The organism is Pseudomonas sp. IT-347P, from assembly GCF_949768005.1.
GTDB lineage: Bacteria > Pseudomonadota > Gammaproteobacteria > Pseudomonadales > Pseudomonadaceae > Aquipseudomonas.
The window spans coordinates 358,192-372,723 of record NZ_CATKPQ010000044.1 but is presented as its reverse complement, the minus strand read 5'-3'; the positions used below and the strand labels follow the sequence as shown (position 1 = coordinate 372,723).

The 14,532-nt window shown below is 59.9% G+C and carries 17 protein-coding genes; all 17 read right to left on the bottom strand.

Translation table 11 applies throughout. From position 1 onward, the window contains the following. The 17 genes from ACM6IV_RS17970 to ACM6IV_RS17890 all read right to left on the bottom strand — a co-directional run bounded on the left by ACM6IV_RS17970 (position 1) and on the right by ACM6IV_RS17890 (position 14,529). Positions 1-1,497 (bottom strand): phage tail sheath subtilisin-like domain-containing protein, encoded by a 1,497-nt coding sequence (locus ACM6IV_RS17970; protein WP_150706101.1) that lies wholly within the window; start codon positions 1,495-1,497, stop codon positions 1-3. Beyond that, the gene (locus tag ACM6IV_RS17965) at positions 1,497-1,676 is read right to left on the bottom strand and encodes a DUF2635 domain-containing protein (RefSeq protein ID WP_414871017.1); all 180 of its coding nucleotides are present in this window, start codon (positions 1,674-1,676) and stop codon (positions 1,497-1,499) included. Before ACM6IV_RS17965 ends, ACM6IV_RS17970 begins: the two co-directional genes overlap by 1 nt. Further along, on the bottom strand, positions 1,673-2,257 hold the full coding sequence (locus ACM6IV_RS17960; RefSeq protein WP_414871016.1) for a hypothetical protein: 585 nt from the start codon (positions 2,255-2,257) through the stop codon (positions 1,673-1,675). The genes ACM6IV_RS17965 and ACM6IV_RS17960 overlap by 4 nt, the downstream gene beginning before the upstream one ends. Before the next feature lie 177 nt (positions 2,258-2,434). Then, positions 2,435-3,457: a phage late control D family protein gene (locus ACM6IV_RS17955; protein ID WP_414871015.1), complete on the bottom strand. Its 1,023-nt coding sequence runs from the start codon at positions 3,455-3,457 to the stop codon at positions 2,435-2,437. Between the two features lie 9 nt (positions 3,458-3,466). Next, positions 3,467-3,679, bottom strand: a complete 213-nt coding sequence (locus ACM6IV_RS17950; RefSeq protein WP_414871014.1) for a tail protein X — start codon at positions 3,677-3,679, stop codon at positions 3,467-3,469. After that, positions 3,672-4,055, bottom strand: a complete 384-nt coding sequence (locus ACM6IV_RS17945) for a phage tail protein (RefSeq protein ID WP_414871013.1) — start codon at positions 4,053-4,055, stop codon at positions 3,672-3,674. The genes ACM6IV_RS17950 and ACM6IV_RS17945 overlap by 8 nt, the downstream gene beginning before the upstream one ends. Further along, entirely contained in the window at positions 4,055-6,262 is a 2,208-nt protein-coding gene (locus tag ACM6IV_RS17940) for a phage tail tape measure protein (RefSeq protein ID WP_414871012.1), read from the bottom strand. The genes ACM6IV_RS17945 and ACM6IV_RS17940 overlap by 1 nt, the downstream gene beginning before the upstream one ends. A gap of 129 nt (positions 6,263-6,391) precedes the next feature. Then, a complete protein-coding gene (locus ACM6IV_RS17935; protein ID WP_414871011.1) occupies positions 6,392-6,973 on the bottom strand; it encodes a phage tail assembly protein in 582 nt (193 codons plus the stop codon). Between the two features lie 181 nt (positions 6,974-7,154). Further along, on the bottom strand, positions 7,155-7,661 hold the full coding sequence (locus tag ACM6IV_RS17930) for a phage major tail tube protein (RefSeq protein WP_414871010.1): 507 nt from the start codon (positions 7,659-7,661) through the stop codon (positions 7,155-7,157). Continuing rightward, a complete protein-coding gene (locus ACM6IV_RS17925; protein WP_095188864.1) occupies positions 7,661-8,827 on the bottom strand; it encodes a phage tail protein in 1,167 nt (388 codons plus the stop codon). The genes ACM6IV_RS17930 and ACM6IV_RS17925 overlap by 1 nt, the downstream gene beginning before the upstream one ends. Positions 8,828-8,829: 2 nt before the next feature. Next, positions 8,830-9,015 carry a hypothetical protein gene (locus ACM6IV_RS17920; RefSeq protein WP_007964321.1) on the bottom strand — a complete coding sequence of 62 codons (186 nt, stop codon included), beginning with the start codon at positions 9,013-9,015 and terminating at the stop codon, positions 8,830-8,832. A gap of 101 nt (positions 9,016-9,116) precedes the next feature. Beyond that, entirely contained in the window at positions 9,117-9,545 is a 429-nt protein-coding gene (locus tag ACM6IV_RS17915) for a phage tail protein (RefSeq protein ID WP_414871009.1), read from the bottom strand. Between the two features lies 1 nt (position 9,546). Next, the gene (locus tag ACM6IV_RS17910) at positions 9,547-11,949 is read right to left on the bottom strand and encodes a phage tail protein (RefSeq protein WP_414871008.1); all 2,403 of its coding nucleotides are present in this window, start codon (positions 11,947-11,949) and stop codon (positions 9,547-9,549) included. Further along, positions 11,950-12,585: a phage tail protein I gene (locus ACM6IV_RS17905; protein WP_414871007.1), complete on the bottom strand. Its 636-nt coding sequence runs from the start codon at positions 12,583-12,585 to the stop codon at positions 11,950-11,952. After that, the gene (locus ACM6IV_RS17900) at positions 12,582-13,577 is read right to left on the bottom strand and encodes a baseplate J/gp47 family protein (protein ID WP_414871006.1); all 996 of its coding nucleotides are present in this window, start codon (positions 13,575-13,577) and stop codon (positions 12,582-12,584) included. Before ACM6IV_RS17900 ends, ACM6IV_RS17905 begins: the two co-directional genes overlap by 4 nt. Then, a complete protein-coding gene (locus ACM6IV_RS17895; RefSeq protein WP_414871005.1) occupies positions 13,574-13,906 on the bottom strand; it encodes a phage baseplate protein in 333 nt (110 codons plus the stop codon). Before ACM6IV_RS17895 ends, ACM6IV_RS17900 begins: the two co-directional genes overlap by 4 nt. A gap of 14 nt (positions 13,907-13,920) precedes the next feature. Then, positions 13,921-14,529 (bottom strand): phage baseplate assembly protein V, encoded by a 609-nt coding sequence (locus ACM6IV_RS17890; RefSeq protein ID WP_414871004.1) that lies wholly within the window; start codon positions 14,527-14,529, stop codon positions 13,921-13,923. Between the last annotated feature and the right edge of the window lie 3 nt (positions 14,530-14,532).

Below are 14,532 nucleotides of genomic sequence, written 5' to 3'. Positions count from 1 at the left end.
TCAAGCCGCGTCGTCGTACTGCAGACGGAATTGGTTGAGCAGTGCAAACACGCGCAGACCGTTGATGTAATCCGGCGGGAACAGTACGTTCACGCGGCTCGGGTCCTGCACGTCGCGCTCGACGATCAGGTGCTCGGCGAACAGTTCGGCGTTCTCGACGTGGCCTTCCAGTTCGAGCTTGGCGTACTGGGCGATCAGTTCACCGCGAATGGTCGCCGGGGTGACGATTGGCTGGCCGGCGCCGAAACGGGTGCCGTCGGAAGCCAGTTTGTGCCGGCCGTATTTGCTGGTGATCACGCTTTGCAGACGACGCACGATGAACGCCGACTGGTGCATGGTTTCGCTGTCCAGATAGGAGTTGTCCGCCTGACCGTAAGCGTTTTTCTGGTAGGTGGTGATCGAGCGCTGGATGCGCACGTAACCGCCTTCGTAGTACGCCGTGGCGATGCCGTAGTTGAGCAGCGACTGACGCTCGGTCAGGGTGAAGCGCTCGCTCGCCGGGGCAGGGTCGACACCTGGCAGGCTGCCGCTCTGGGTCGGACGGCTGGCGTCGGCGGAGATGAACACCGCCGTGCGTGCAGCCAGTGCCGCCGCTTGTACCCAGAATGGTTGCGGAACGCCCGGCTCCAGCGCCTGAATGGTCATGTGCTGATCGTTACGTGCCTGGCCCGCAGCAACCAGAGTGCCAACGGTGCCACGCTTGGCGCTGTAGACGTGACCGAACAGTTGCTTGGCCCAGGACCAGCGACCAGTGCTGTCATCCATGACCGCTTGCCAGGTGTTGAGTGTCGACAGATCCGACCATGGCAGGGCGATGAATTCGAACGGCTCGTCACCTAGCGCCGCGATGGCTTCAACCTGATCCGGCACACCGGCGCCTCCGGTCATGGCGGTGATTGCGGTGGTCAGGCCGGCCGGGGTGTCTTCGCCGTTGCTCTTGCCCAGGCGATTGAATTGCAGGCTGATGTCGTTGCCGCTGTCGCCCGTCCATTTGGCGTTCAGAGTGACCACACCTTCGGCAGCCGCAGCGCTCACCGGCAGATCGGCGGTAGCGTTGATTTTCTGCGCCAGTGCAGTGGCCGCTTGTGCGGCAGTAGCGCCGTTGACGACAGTGGCTTGCACACGCACGCCGCCGACATACAGATTGAGCACGCCGGCCTGAGTGGCGGTGCCGGTCAGAGTCAGCACGCCTTTGGCGATGGCGCCTTCGGTGTTGTGCAGCGGCAGGCACCAGATCTCACCGATCGGGTCGGCCTTGCGGAAGGTCTCGTACATCGAGGCGAGCATCGAGCCCTGTCCACCGATACTTTTGGCCAGCGCAACGCTGGAGACCAACACCAATTTGCCGACTTCGGTCGGCGCGATGTTGTCGTTGACCTGAGCGACGATCAAACGACGCAGGGTCGAGCTCGCGCTATTGGCGGCCGAGTTGTCCATTTCGGCATAGAACAGCGGTACACGAATGTCCGCAGGGATGTTGCTGAATCCGATCGCCATTATTTGGCTCCCTTTTGTTTGGCTGGTGCAGTTTTGAGGGTGATATCGCCGTCGGCCAGACGCCGGCGCCACCAGGCGCTGTCCAGCACTTCACGGCCTTCGGCCGGCAGCAGATCGCCCGCCTCTGGGTCAGGTACGACGCGGCCTTCAGCCGGCAGTACGGTGATGCGATTGCTCATGGGGTTACCTCTGCAGAGAAAGTCATTTCCACGCGCCCATCGGGGCCCGGGCGTTTCAGGTTGGGGTCGGCCGGGTCGATCGCATCGACCCGCACGGTGGCCCCGGTAAAGGACGACAAACCGTCCAGTTCGCGTTCGTGCCAACTCTCCGCAGGCTGACTTGGCAGATTGCGACCGAGCTGGAACTCGGCAAAAAAGCGCAGCCGATAGAACACGCGGCTGCTGTTGATCGAGACCATCTCGCCGCCGTCGTAGACGATGGCGCTGTAGTCGGAATCGGGTTTGAAACCGACCAGTGCGCGCCATAGTTCGGCGCGCAGGTCGTGCAACAGATCCAGCGCTTTTGTAGCGTCGGTGGCATCAAGCGCCAGGACGATTTCGAAGCGGTCGCGGATCGGTTGGGTGGTGAGGTTCTGTGCAGTGCTGGTGCTGGCGAGATCGGCGATTGGCAGCACATGGGCCGAAGGTGTTGGCAGATCGGGATTGCCTTGCAGCAATGCCAGATCGACACCCACCGAAATGTGATTGGCCAGGCTTGGGCATTGCCCACGCAGTTGCGTGAGGATCGGGGTGATCTTCATGGGGGTGTTCCAGAGTTGAATGAAATGCGGTCTGCAGAACACTGCAAAACCTGTGGGAGCTGGCTTGCCAGCGATGGCGGTGGATCAACCGGCATATCTTTTGAATGGGCTGGCCTCTTCGCGGGCAAGCCCGCTCCCACAGGGATCTTCATCGCAGAGAGAGAGGGGGAATCAGTCCTAGGATTCAGCCTTTGGATCGAGGCAGCTGGCATCAATCAGGCAGCGATAGCTGTTTTCACGACTGCCGCTGGCGGTGACTTTTTCGATCGACCAGCGCCCACGCATGAAGTCCGGCCAGGTATCGTCGAGCAACAACAGCCCCTCAGCCGTCAGCAGAGGATTGCCCGGACAGGTGATTTTCACCTTGTACTTTTTGCGCAGCATCTTGCGCACTTCACCCTCGCCGACCGCGATGGCCTCGGCTTCGTTGGGTTGTTGCTGGCGGATGACCTTGTGTGGTGCAACGCCGGTTTCAATCCAGCGCACCACAGCCGCCGCCGCATCCCAGAAACAGGTCTTGCAGCCTTGAGTCTGTTCGCGGGCGGCCTCTTCCAGCGTGGCGCTGATGAAAGCCTGATCGCCGGGATGATTGTCGTGGGTGACCGACAACGTCACATCCGGCAATTCCTGGCCCGAGATTGATTTGATCTGACCGGGCCGGGCCAGCACATACGCATCGCCGTACGGTTTGGCGACCAGGTTGTACTTCTTCGCCAGCCGCGTCAGAAAGCCCATGTCGGTTTCATTGGACTGATCGACGTGGGCGATCTTGATCAACGAGACATCCGTGGCAACACGCGGTGAAAAGCCGTGCACTGACACCAGTTTGCTAAACAATGCACCGAGCGTCGTGGGCCCGTGACTGGCCGTACGGCGCTGTTTGAAGCCGGTCTCGTCATCCTTGCTGAACGGCGCCGCCGTGGCGACCAGGGTCAGGCGGAACGGGAACAGCGTTGGCGTCAGGCGCGTCACTTTGAACTGGCCTTTGTCGACCATACCGGATTCCAGATAACCAACCTTCAGACCAATCTTCCCGCCCAAGTCTGGCAGCCCTTCGAGGCCTTCCAGATCAATGGTCAGGGTCAGCTGATCCGACTCGATACCGGCGGCATCGATGTGTTCCCAACTGATAAGACGCTGATTGAGCAATGCCGAATGCGAACCGTAGATTTCTACCGCCGGGGTAAAGCCGAGTGTCATGCAACCTCCTTAATCCCAGGCTGTGAGCGCTTTGATCGCGGCGGGTTTGCTGTCGAGTTCAGGCAGCACAATCCAGACACCGGCGGGCAAAATCGGCCCGTACTCGGCCAAGGCCGGATTGAATGTCCACAGGGCTTCTTCAGCCACATCATCGCTGCGTCCCGTTTCGCGGTAGAGCAGCAGATTCACTGAATCACCGGCTACGCTTCGAACCTTACGCATTGTTGAACTCCGCCAATTCGATGACCCAATCGACCACCATCGCCGTACCGTCATCGATGATCTGGGTCTGGTTTTCCTGAACGCTGTTGATCCGCCACAGCCCCCAATTGCGACCAATCCCGTCAATCAGCGGCAGCGGGCTACGCAGCGACTGCAACGCTCTTAATTCATCGAGCCGATCCATGGCCACGGCGTACATCGACTTGCCGGTGATGGTCAGGGTTTCGGGTTTCTGTCCGGTCTGGCTGGACTTGGGTTTGCTGGTGAGGATCTGTATCTCTGTCCAGCCGCCGTCAGCCTTGCGCAGCAACTGGTGGTACGCAAAGTTGCGCGACAGGCCGAAGATGAAACTGCCCAGTGCCATTTGTTGTTTCATCAGGCGACTCCATCGGTCAGGGCTGCGTCACGGCGGGTGGCGAGTGGGTTGTTGGTCAACAGCGGCAGGAACTGGCCGTGGAATTGCCCACTCAGTTGCTGCCCGATGATTGTGCGAATTTGTTCAGCCGTGTCCGGAGCTGGACAGGTGACCTGGATCAACGGTGAAAAGCTCACCTGCTGGTTTTGCGTCTGCGCGCTCGGCAGTTCTTTGGCGACCTCTGCCGGCGGGGCGAGTTTGTCGGAGGCCGGTGCCAGTTTTTCACCCAGCCACGAACCGCCCATGCTGCCCATCGTACTGCCGACGATGCCGCCCACCACGCCACCGATGGCCGTGCCGATGACGGGAATGAAACTGCCGATCATCGCGCCGGTGACCGCACCGGCATAGCCGCCGGCCAGACTGCCGCCGGCTGACCCCAGCGCACCGCCGACCAGTTTGTTATCGCCTTCCTCCAGCCCCTTCAACACGTCGGGAGCAGCAGTGGCCACGGTCAGCAGTGCATTGGTTTTGCTGAATCCCTTGGCCAAGGCTTTGGCGTCGGTGAAACGGCTGCGCAATGTCGGCCGTGGTTGCTCAGGTGCTAGCGGTTCGACAGATGGGGGGTTGACGGAGGCTTTGGGTTTGACCGGGTTTCGGCCCTTTTTGGACTTGCCCTTTTTTTCAGGTTTGTCAGGTTTTTCAGGTTTGTCGGACTTGTCGGGTTTGCCGGTGTCGCCAGCGTTGGCAGGCTGATCCAGAACGTCGATAAGGGGCCCGGCGCCTGCCGTCGTCAGCAATTTTGTTGCCGCACCGCGAATGACCGAGGTCGTGGCGGCTTTGATTTGCGCGCCGCGGGACAAGGCAATAACGCCACCCAGCGTGAGCAAGGCCGCCGTCGCCCTTGGCTGCTCCTCGGCAAAGCGGGCCATGCCACTGGCGACAGCATCCAGAGAGACCACCACACCATCGAACGCATTGGTGAATGCACCGCCAGCGGCTGTAAACAACCGTGTGACACTCGCGTCCAGCGCATTGACGCGTCCTTGCGAGGTGCCCCCCAATTGCTCAGCGTCTTTGCTGACTGAGCCGGCGTAATCGAGCCTCGACGGGGCTTGCGGATTTGGCACAGTCAGCAGACCGAACGCCTTGGTTACGTCCTCAGGCTTTTTCAGCAACTTGAGAATGGCGTCGTTGCCACTGAAGAGGGTCTTGGTCAAAGCCTCTTTCTCTTCGGGCTTCTTGTCCTTGAGGGCTTCCATGACCTTGATGATGGTGGCCGACGCATCGGTCTTCATGCCTGTGGCGACTGCCTCCGGCCCCAGTCCACTGCCCAGCGAAGCCCAGGCAGTGCGCTGCTCAGCCGTGGCCGTGTCGGCCTTGGCAAGCACCGTCATCAGACTGTTGAGCCCGACTCCCGCTGCGGACTTGTCAACACCGCTGTTCAAAAACGATGCGGCCAGTGCCGCGACCTGCTCCGGCGTGAGTCCGCCAGCGACGGCTTTTTCACCAACATTCTGTACAACTGAGCCAATGTCCGCCGATGTCGCGTCCAGCGTGCTGTGCCCCAGATAGTTGGTCGCATCGGCCAGGCTTTGGCTTTTACCGCGATCAAGATTCATCGCTGATTGCCAGGCCAGCATCATCTCGCTGGCTGTTTTCACATCAACGCCGAACGCCGAAGCGTTGATCGCGGCGTCGCGGGCGAAGTCGGTCAAGGCGGCAACTTTAAGCTCGGGTTGAAGGCCTTCGGCTACCCCCGACTTGGCCGCAGCCAGTTGCACCTGCAGCAGATCCACGCCGGTGGCGCCACTGGGAGCAACCTGTTTCTCGCTGGCCATCTTCAGGGTTTCTTGTGAAAGCGCCTGAAGTTGATCCTTGTCCAGTTTCAGCACTCGATTGAGTTCAGACAAAGAGGTCTGCTGCGCCATCGTCGCTTGCATGGCTTTGGGGGGTGAGCGCTGCTCGACCTCTGCCTTGAGCTTTGACTTCGGCTCACTATTGGCAGCCGGGGCTGCCGCTACAACCTTGAATAGCGATTGCTGGCTCACCAACAGTTCTCGCAGCTTGATCTGCTCCTGAGTCAGCAAACGAATATCCACGCTTGCCAACGCTAGCGTCAGATTCAAATCCTGCAGCGGTTTGCCGAGGTTGTCGGGCAACGAAAATCCGCCCGTTGCATTGCCGCCCTCACCGGCGTACGTGAGCGCATATTTATTTTCTGCCATTGCCGCTCTACTCCTGTTTCACGCCAAGGCGAGTGATCGCTATGTCGTAGCGGCGCAACGCCTTTTCGGCGTCCCATTCGAGAATTTCCGCCTCACTTACCGGGTAAATGAGTGGGACGATATCGAGGATTACTTCGATGTCGCGTTCCGAAAGTAGGCCGCCGGCTGGTTTAAAAAATCGTCGATGCGCACCTGCAATTGGGTCCAGTCCGGGACGGTCATCAGGGCCAGATCAGGGATCATCAGACCGGTGCAATGGGCGGTGATGAACTCGGCGCGTTCCTTGGCCGTTTTCAGTTTCTTCATCACTTTGGTCGCGCGCAGTGCAGGCATTTCCAGTGACAGCGAGGTCACGGTGCGGCCCGTCACGGCGAGTGGTTGCAGCAATTGCACCTGATCGGGATCGTCGGTTTTTTCCGCGTCTTCGATCTGGTCCAGAAAGTACGACGCCGGGCGTGTCGACATTTCGTGCACGTACTGGGCGATGCTTACGTAGTCCGGGCGCTTGAGCTGGTCGAGTTCCTTGACCGACAGGCCGGTGGCGAGCAGCGCCAATTCGAAGAACTGATCGTCTTCGTCATCGCCGGCGCGTTCCAGCGCTTCTTTTTGCGCGGCGTAGAATAGCGGCTTGAGCTGGATTGTCTCGATCTGCGAACCGTCGTCGCCGGTGATTGGCGACAGCAGATCATGCTGGGGTGGCATCCACGACATGTATGAATTCCTTGGTGATTCTTGAAGGGGTGCTGCTCGTTTCCAGGCCATGCACACTGGTCCAATGTGGGAGCGGGCTTGCTCGCGAATGCGGTGTGTCAGATAGATATGTGTCAACTGTCACACCGCGTTCGCGAGCAAGCCCGCTCCCACAGGTTCAGGTGCTGGCTTGCTTACAGTGTTACGGCATCAGCACCGCACGCCGCGCATCACCGAGGATGTCGACGCCGTTGAGCACGAACTTCTGGGTGCGCACGTCGATGTCGATCACCGGCACGCCGTTTTCCAGGCGGTTGTAGGTGCGGCAGGACAGCTCCAGATTGGTCTTGGGTTTTTCGCCCATTTTCAGCGCAGTCTCTTCCAGGGATTTCAGCTTGCCGCCAACGGTGTGGTAGGTGAACCAGGTGTTGCCATCCTGATCCTGACCGGCTTCACGCACGTTCAGCAGGATGTCGTCGCCCAGCTTCACGCCGAGTGCGAGCATGACTTCGGCGCCGAGGCCTTGCAGGGTCAGCTTGGCGTTGAGCGCTTTGCCACCCTTGGCCATTTCTTCGACGATGAAGCGACCGCCACGCATTTCTTCCACGTCGAATTCGATCTTCGGCGGGGTGAACTCCTCAACGGTCGCCGACAACGGCAGGCCTTGCAGGGTGGCCGCAATGGCCTGTCTTACGCGGTTGGTAAACATTAGAGAACGTCCTCCAGGAACTGCTCGATAATTTCATCGCGGGCGTTGAGTTGATAAACCATGTGTTCGTTCGGCGCGTAGCGGCCGTAGTCGATGACCACATACCAGGTGCCGTTCTTGTACTTCTCGACGCTGTTGAGTTCCGGGTGCAGATAGACGCTGCCGCCAGGAATGGTTTCGTCGGCAACCAGGGTTTGCAGCCAGTCGTTGATGCGCTTGACCTCTTGATCCATGAAGGATTTGGTGAGGTTCTTGGCCATGGCTTTCTGACCGGCCTTGACCAGCTTGCGGCTGATCGCATCTTCAAGGCCGACGTAGCTGATGAACTTGCCGGTGATTGAGCGGTTGCCCAGCAGCGAGAAGCCACCGAGCACGGTGCGGGCGTAGTAGCTCACGCCGTAGCGGTTGAGCAGATCGCCTTCGGTGGAAGTGTCGAGGATGTTGTATTCGACGACGCGCGAGACGTCTTCGGCGTAGGTCACCTGGTTGCCCGGGCTTTCCCACTGCTTGACCTTGGCCAGCGCAGCGATCGCCAGGCTGGATGGCGCGAGGAAGACGTTCTTCTTCGCCGCTTTCGAGTACACCGCCGGCATGTTGTGCACCACCAGGCAACGGTCGAAACCGAGATCCGCGCCGCCGAGTTCCTGGCTGTAAGTCACTTGATCAGCGACCGAGGCGTCCTTGCCATCCAGCACCACGCGGGCCTTGATGCGCTTGCCGAACGAGGCGAACTCGCTGGCCACCGCTTTGGTGCCGGTGAAGCCCGGCGCGCCGATGATGGTCAGGTCTTCCGGGACACTGCCCAGCGCCGCCAGACCGAGCTTGCGGCCGGTCGCCGGCTCGACGCCGCCGATCACGGCGTTAACGGTGTCAGCCGGGGTTGCACCCGCCTCGACAATCACTACGTAGACCGGCACCTTGACCACTTTGAGGATCTGGTAAACCGCGTGATACAGCGTGCCCTCTTCCGAACCGGTCGGATCGAGCAGCGCATGGGTGGTGAAGCTGTTGATGCGGAACGGCGCGTTACGCGGAATCAGCGGATCGGCTTTCGGCGCAGTGCCGACCAGACCGATGACGTTGTCACCCAGGCCACCCATGGCCTCGGGGGATTCGGTGGCATTGACGGTAATGCCGTTGTGCTCGAAGTTCAGAACCTCAGCCATATTCAGTCAGCCTTCTTGGCAGCGGCCTTTTTGGCCTGGGTGGAGGGGGTTTTCAGTTCCAGTCGACCGGCGCTGTGCAAGGCACTGGCCTCGACGTCGAGCAGATCAAGGTCTTGACCGACGCTCGACCAGTGCCCACCGCCGGTGGGGAATGGAACGAGCACGGTGTAGGTTTGGCGGGTTGCCATTTTTCGTTTCTCCATAAACGGGAAAGCCCCTCGTGGGGAGGGGCTTTGGCGGGTGTTGAATGTTTTAAGCGGGTAAGAAAACGCCCCGGAGTGAGGGGCGTTTATTCGGGTTGTTCGACGATCCAGGCAGGTTCGACGGGACGCGCTCCTGCTGACGGAAACTCTGAAGATTGTGGCCAGTCGCGCAGGTTGCGAATGTAAGTCAGCAACTCGTTGAACTGTGCAGCTGTCAGGGTTGGTAACTGATTCAGATCGAGTTGGTCACGGTGACGTTCACGCAGCCACAGGATCGCGTTGATCTGCTCGTCTCGCCAACCGCGCTCTTGCTCTGCTCTCTCGAAAGGCGTCTGAGCGGGCGGATCAATCAGGATTGGCAGCCCATCATCGTCATGACCGCAAACCTTGCCCAAGGGCCGGTTAGCAAAAACTTCCAGGTAACGATCTTCCGTAATCGGAACTACGTCATCAGGCATATTGCTGTGCAGGGTGTCCAGATAAGTACTGCCGGTTGCCTTACTGTAATAACGCATGTCATGCACCTATTGCGATATAACGAAAGTTCGTCGTTGCCACATTTCCGTAGGCTGTGAAGGACGCCAGGGTTATCGCTGTTGCTCCCAGCGAATGGGCACCGCTTCCCGCATCTGTCGCCACCATCTGGTAGACCTGTGAACGAAACGCAGTGGGGTAACTGAAGGTTTGCGTTGTTCCCTGCATGGAGGCCTGCCCCCATTGCAACATCAAACCTCCCAGCCATGACGGGAACACGATGTATCCATTAGGAGCGAGACTGGCCTCGAAGCCGAAACGAAGTTTCTTCGGTGTAACGATGACACTGTCATCCGAACTCGAATTTACTTGGCTCTGGGTGGCGACTTTCGCTGTCCCCTGGTTGGTTTCAGAGGCTCGTTGTGCCAAAGCCGAAAACGCGGCGATATCAATATTTCCCTGATTGACTGGCGCGTTCCAGGCTTTGATGCACCACATGACGGCGAGGTTGCGTGGACGTGTAACACCGCCCTCGACAGGGTATTCGCCCACACTGAGGTCCGATGCGGTATAGGTTATTCCGACGCCGGGATAATCAGTCGAGCGGTAAACATCGGCCTGAGCCTGGGCAGGACTACAACGTAGGGTGTCGACCGAGGCGCCTCCGGGAGTATTACTGTCGAACGCCGTTAAAGTGCCGAGCTGATAACTGCCAATTGCGCGTGCCGGATCCGCCCCGCGTCCATGATCCCAACCCCGCAAGAATTCGCCACGCGAATCCGGCAATCGGAAGCTGCCTGCGCCCTCGTCGCCTTTGTTGAATTTCGTACCGAGATACGCGGCCAGATCAGGGTAAGTCGCAATGCTCTGCACGCTGCCGTCGAGCTCCAGATACCCCGGCGCAACGATCCCTAGCGGAAAAGCAAGAACAGCTCCCACCGGAACGGCAGACTTCAACCGTTCAACTTCCTTGGCCAATGCAGCGACATCGATGGTTCCCTGATTGACCGGGGCGTTCCAGGCTTTGATGCACCACATGACGGCGATGTTGCGGGGGCGGGTTTCAGTTCCTCCGGTACTGGAAATGTAGCTTTGACCCTCGCCGGCGGATGCATACTGCGCACCACTTCCCGGCCTATCATTGGCAATAGAGTTAGTGATCCCCAGAACAGTGCCAGACCCTATTGCACCGGTCGAAAAGAGAGCATTGTGATAGTGGGACTTTAGTTCGTCCCCCTGATAAATTCCGATCTGCCGTCCAGGATCAACTCCGCGCCCATGATCCCAACCGCGCAAGAACTCCCCACGCGCCTCAGGCAAGCGGAAGTTCCCAACACCCTCATCACCCTTGTTGAACTTGCCGCCCAGATAAGCGCTCAAGTCCGGGTAAGTCGCGCTGCTCTTGACGCTGTTATCCAACTCAAGAAACCCCGGTGGCGGCGCATCAACCGGGAAGGCCACAATCGAGCCTACCGGCAACGCCGAAGCCTTGGCGATCAGCGCTTCAACTTCAGCCTTGGTGTACGAATCCTTGATACCAAAACCGGCCAATGTTTCAGGATTGGCGCCGGCAGTCGCCCGACCATATTCATCAACGGTCAGACTTTTGTAAGTCCCGGCAGCAATCCCGGTGCGACCGGCCAGCATCTTGAAGATCAGCGCGGTCGTGCCGAGTGTGATCGGCGCATTTGTTGTCAGGTGCCACAGCGAATCACCGTTCGTGGTGCCCTCCTCCACCATCACCGTCAGGCCCGGCGTAACCTTGGCGCTGCTGTTGGCATCGGTTGCCCGCACCCAGTCGCCATTGGCTACGATCCACAGGCCGTTGTCCTTGGCCAGGGTCTGACTCGGCAACAGCACGCGATCGCCGGCAACCACGGCAACACCATCGATCTGCTGGGCGCCGTTAAGTACGGCATTGCCAGTCGCAGCAACGCGTACCGACTGCTTGCCGTCGAGCTTGCCGAGTTCTTCGGCCAGATAACTCATGACCCACGCACGAGTCGCCTTGACCACCGTGTCATCGATCAACAACGTCACCAGCGACGCATTACTCGTCTCGAAAATCGAGCGAATGTAGAACTCTTTTCCCGAGCCCGACGTCGCCAGTACCGGTTTGAACGACTCCGGATATTTGACGATGGCGTAGAGAATGCCTGTGTCAGTCCACAGTCCGGCCTCTCGTACATACCAACCGCCAACATCCGGCGGAATGGTGACTTCGGCAAGCAGCCAGCTAGGATTCTTCTCATCCTGGAACAGCGCATTGAGCGGCCCGCGCCAGACTTCGCGTTTTAGCGCGGTGGCGGTCGCGGCCGGGTTGTAGACCGTGCCGCCGCCGTCGCCGACGGAAATCTGTGTCAACTTGATCGGCGTGCCCGCGGCCTTGCACGCCGTTTCGTAGGCAATCCCTGCGTTGGTGAGCAGGGTGTAATAGTCAGCCATTCAGGCCCCCTGAGGATAAATAGTGGATGTTTCGACGGTGTACATGCCAGCGGCCATGAACGCCTCTCCCGAGGTTTCGAGCCCTTCGATGAACACCGGATAAACCGTGGTCAGCTCGCCGCAGAACGTCGCGGCACCGATGACGTGATTGCCGAAAGCGCTCAAGCCAACGGAGACCGTCAGCACATCGCGCTCGCTCTTGGCATCCGCCAGGCGTCGGTCGAGACGGGCATCGATTTCTTCGCTGTAGGGTTGTTCGCTGAAGGCTCGAACGGAAAAGCTGTAAGGCGCGCCGGGCGGTGTCTGTTCGTACCAGGCGCGGATCTCGGGTCTTAATTGCAAACCCTTGGCGGCGTTTTCCAGTGCCTTGCGAGTGCCGGCCTGACGCGCGGTCGGCCAGGCCAATTCGACGGTCAGGCGTTTTTCTGCTTCCGGTGCGGCGGTGCTCCATTCGGCGACGCCGCGATCCGCTGCCAGATACGGCAGAAACGCGACCGGCGTTTCGCTCGGATTCATCAGTTCGGGAAACGGCGGCGCGATGCGATCAAGCAGTGCGCCGAAGCCCAGATCCAAACTTCGTTCGAGTGCTGAACTGTTCGCCGGCAGCAGCGTCGGGCGCTGAGTTTTTTCACTCATAGCGTCAGCACCTCGACTTCGACCGCCGTGCAATACGGTGCTTGAAACGCAGTCGTGACGATCGGCGCCAGCGGCTCGAGAATCTGCAGTTGAATGGCACCGGCGCTGTGCAGCGTGTAGTCGATCCAGCTCGGATCGACCCGGCCTTCAAGGCGATGACAGCTGTCGGCATACGCCTGCAATTGTGCTTGCGCCGCGACCTTGGTCAGGCCCGAATCGGGGCCGGAATTGATCTTGGCAATGACGCGGATTTTGTAGCGCTGGATCTCGGCAGCCTTGACGGTGACGAGGTCGGTTTCCGGGCGCACGTCGGGACGAGCAAAGTGCTGACGGACGCCCTCAAGCAATGCCTGGGAAGGCGTGCCATCGCCGTCGCGAGACAGCACCGTGACCTGCACTTCGCCCGGTGCCGTGCGCCGCCCGTTGCCATCCTTGACCTGTGCAGCGAGGCCGTCCGGGTCGAAGGTGTAAGTGACATTCACCACACCCGCCTCGGTGGATTCGACCTGCACCGTCGGACGCTCGCCGAGGGTGAAAACTTCGCGGCGATACTGCATCCGCGACCCCGCTGCCGGTGCATGCGGTGCCAGGTAATAACGCAAGCGAGCATCGTCGTCGCTTTCATAAATCGCCGGCACCGGCGGGAACGCCGCTGGATCGCCGGGATCGAGCAATTGTCGCTCCAGGCCCATGTCGGCCAGCCGCGCATCGAGATTGCTGCCCGTCGCCCACCACGCCAGCATCTGTTTGATGCGAGCGTTGTATTTGCGCTCGTGGGTTTGCAGTCGGACGCAGAAAGCCTCAAGCGCCAGGGTCAGCAGTTCGCTTTCGTTTTCCAGGCTGGTTTTGAGTTTTGCTGCGCTGTCCGGCGAACGCATACCTACGTATTCGACGACGAAAGTCTTGAACTCAGCGAGCAAGTCTTCGAAGGCCTCAACGGTGATCAGCGCGGGTTCGGCCAATTGGTTCTGGCCGGGGATCAACATGCTCATGTCACGACCTCGAAAGTTTGTTGACGGTTTTTCCAGGTGCCGGCGAAACGCAGCAGCAAACCGGCGCCCTGACGGCTGGCGACGATCACTTGCGGTTGAAAATCGCTGATCCCGTTCTGCGCGTTGTAGAACGCCTGCGCCGCGTGGCTCTGGGCCAGAAGCAGAATGTCGTCACCGAGGTTCTGCCCCAGCAGCGAGGGGATCAGCGAGCCATATAGGGGCCTTTTTTGCCGGGTGCCCAGCGGCGTGGTCAGGGCCCGGGTCGCGCGCTGCACAAACTGCAGCCAGTCGTCGACCGTGGCCCCGCTGTCTCTATCGATTCCGATCATGGGAGGCTCTTGAATCAGGGGCTGATGACGCGGCCCTGGTGATCGACCAATGGGCCGCTGAAGTGCACGCCGGAAGCGTCAATGGTCAGGCCGACTGCACCCAGTTGCAGGGTGATCAGTTGCGGTGTCATTGCCAGTCGTGCCGGGCCGATGCTCAGTTCCAGCGATTCACGAGAACCGTTGAAAGCTGCCGGGCCGTTTTGCCAATGCAGGGTGTGCGCAGCATCGTCGTAGCCGCTTTCGCTGCCGTCCTGATGCACGCGACGGGTCAGCGTCGGGATCGTAGAGGCTGGAGGAAAACGGTCACTGTTCAAACCAAACAACGCCACGCTCTGTGCACCACTTTCGCCGCTGCCGTAGTTGAACAGCAGACACTGCTCGCCCACCGTCGGAATCCGCGACTCACTCTGCGCGCCAGCGCTGGGGTTGAAGAACTTGATGGCTGGCGTGAGCAAGCCGCCGTGACTGACCTGACAGGTGTTGCTCGCAGCGTCGACGGTCTGGCAAATGCCGATGCGGCAGAAGCTCTCGGCACGGCGGTGCAGGTCGTCGATTTCCGCTTCCATCTCGGCAAGGCGCTCGATGATCGGGCCGAGTTGCATGCGCAGTAATGCGTCGAACATCGG

Excerpts from the sequence above, each read along its gene's own strand:
- ACM6IV_RS17890 (WP_414871004.1), bottom strand. The coding sequence starts at position 14,529 with ATGTTCGACGCATTACTGCGCATGCAACTCGGCCCGATCATCGAGCGC.
- ACM6IV_RS17945 (WP_414871013.1), bottom strand. The coding sequence starts at position 4,055 with ATGAAACAACAAATGGCACTGGGCAGTTTCATCTTCGGCCTGTCGCGC.
- ACM6IV_RS17925 (WP_095188864.1), bottom strand. The coding sequence starts at position 8,827 with ATGGCTGAGGTTCTGAACTTCGAGCACAACGGCATTACCGTCAATGCC.
- ACM6IV_RS17950 (WP_414871014.1), bottom strand. The coding sequence starts at position 3,679 with ATGCGTAAGGTTCGAAGCGTAGCCGGTGATTCAGTGAATCTGCTGCTC.
- ACM6IV_RS17910 (WP_414871008.1), bottom strand. The coding sequence starts at position 11,949 with ATGGCTGACTATTACACCCTGCTCACCAACGCAGGGATTGCCTACGAA.
- ACM6IV_RS17895 (WP_414871005.1), bottom strand. The coding sequence starts at position 13,906 with ATGATCGGAATCGATAGAGACAGCGGGGCCACGGTCGACGACTGGCTG.
- ACM6IV_RS17940 (WP_414871012.1), bottom strand. The coding sequence starts at position 6,262 with ATGGCAGAAAATAAATATGCGCTCACGTACGCCGGTGAGGGCGGCAAT.
- ACM6IV_RS17935 (WP_414871011.1), bottom strand. The coding sequence starts at position 6,973 with ATGTCGTGGATGCCACCCCAGCATGATCTGCTGTCGCCAATCACCGGC.
- ACM6IV_RS17915 (WP_414871009.1), bottom strand. The coding sequence starts at position 9,545 with ATGCGTTATTACAGTAAGGCAACCGGCAGTACTTATCTGGACACCCTG.
- ACM6IV_RS17930 (WP_414871010.1), bottom strand. The coding sequence starts at position 7,661 with ATGTTTACCAACCGCGTAAGACAGGCCATTGCGGCCACCCTGCAAGGC.
- ACM6IV_RS17955 (WP_414871015.1), bottom strand. The coding sequence starts at position 3,457 with ATGACACTCGGCTTTACCCCGGCGGTAGAAATCTACGGTTCGCATTCG.
- ACM6IV_RS17900 (WP_414871006.1), bottom strand. The coding sequence starts at position 13,577 with ATGAGCATGTTGATCCCCGGCCAGAACCAATTGGCCGAACCCGCGCTG.
- ACM6IV_RS17920 (WP_007964321.1), bottom strand. The coding sequence starts at position 9,015 with ATGGCAACCCGCCAAACCTACACCGTGCTCGTTCCATTCCCCACCGGC.
- ACM6IV_RS17970 (WP_150706101.1), bottom strand. The coding sequence starts at position 1,497 with ATGGCGATCGGATTCAGCAACATCCCTGCGGACATTCGTGTACCGCTG.
- ACM6IV_RS17960 (WP_414871016.1), bottom strand. The coding sequence starts at position 2,257 with ATGAAGATCACCCCGATCCTCACGCAACTGCGTGGGCAATGCCCAAGC.
- ACM6IV_RS17965 (WP_414871017.1), bottom strand. The coding sequence starts at position 1,676 with ATGAGCAATCGCATCACCGTACTGCCGGCTGAAGGCCGCGTCGTACCT.
- ACM6IV_RS17905 (WP_414871007.1), bottom strand. The coding sequence starts at position 12,585 with ATGAGTGAAAAAACTCAGCGCCCGACGCTGCTGCCGGCGAACAGTTCA.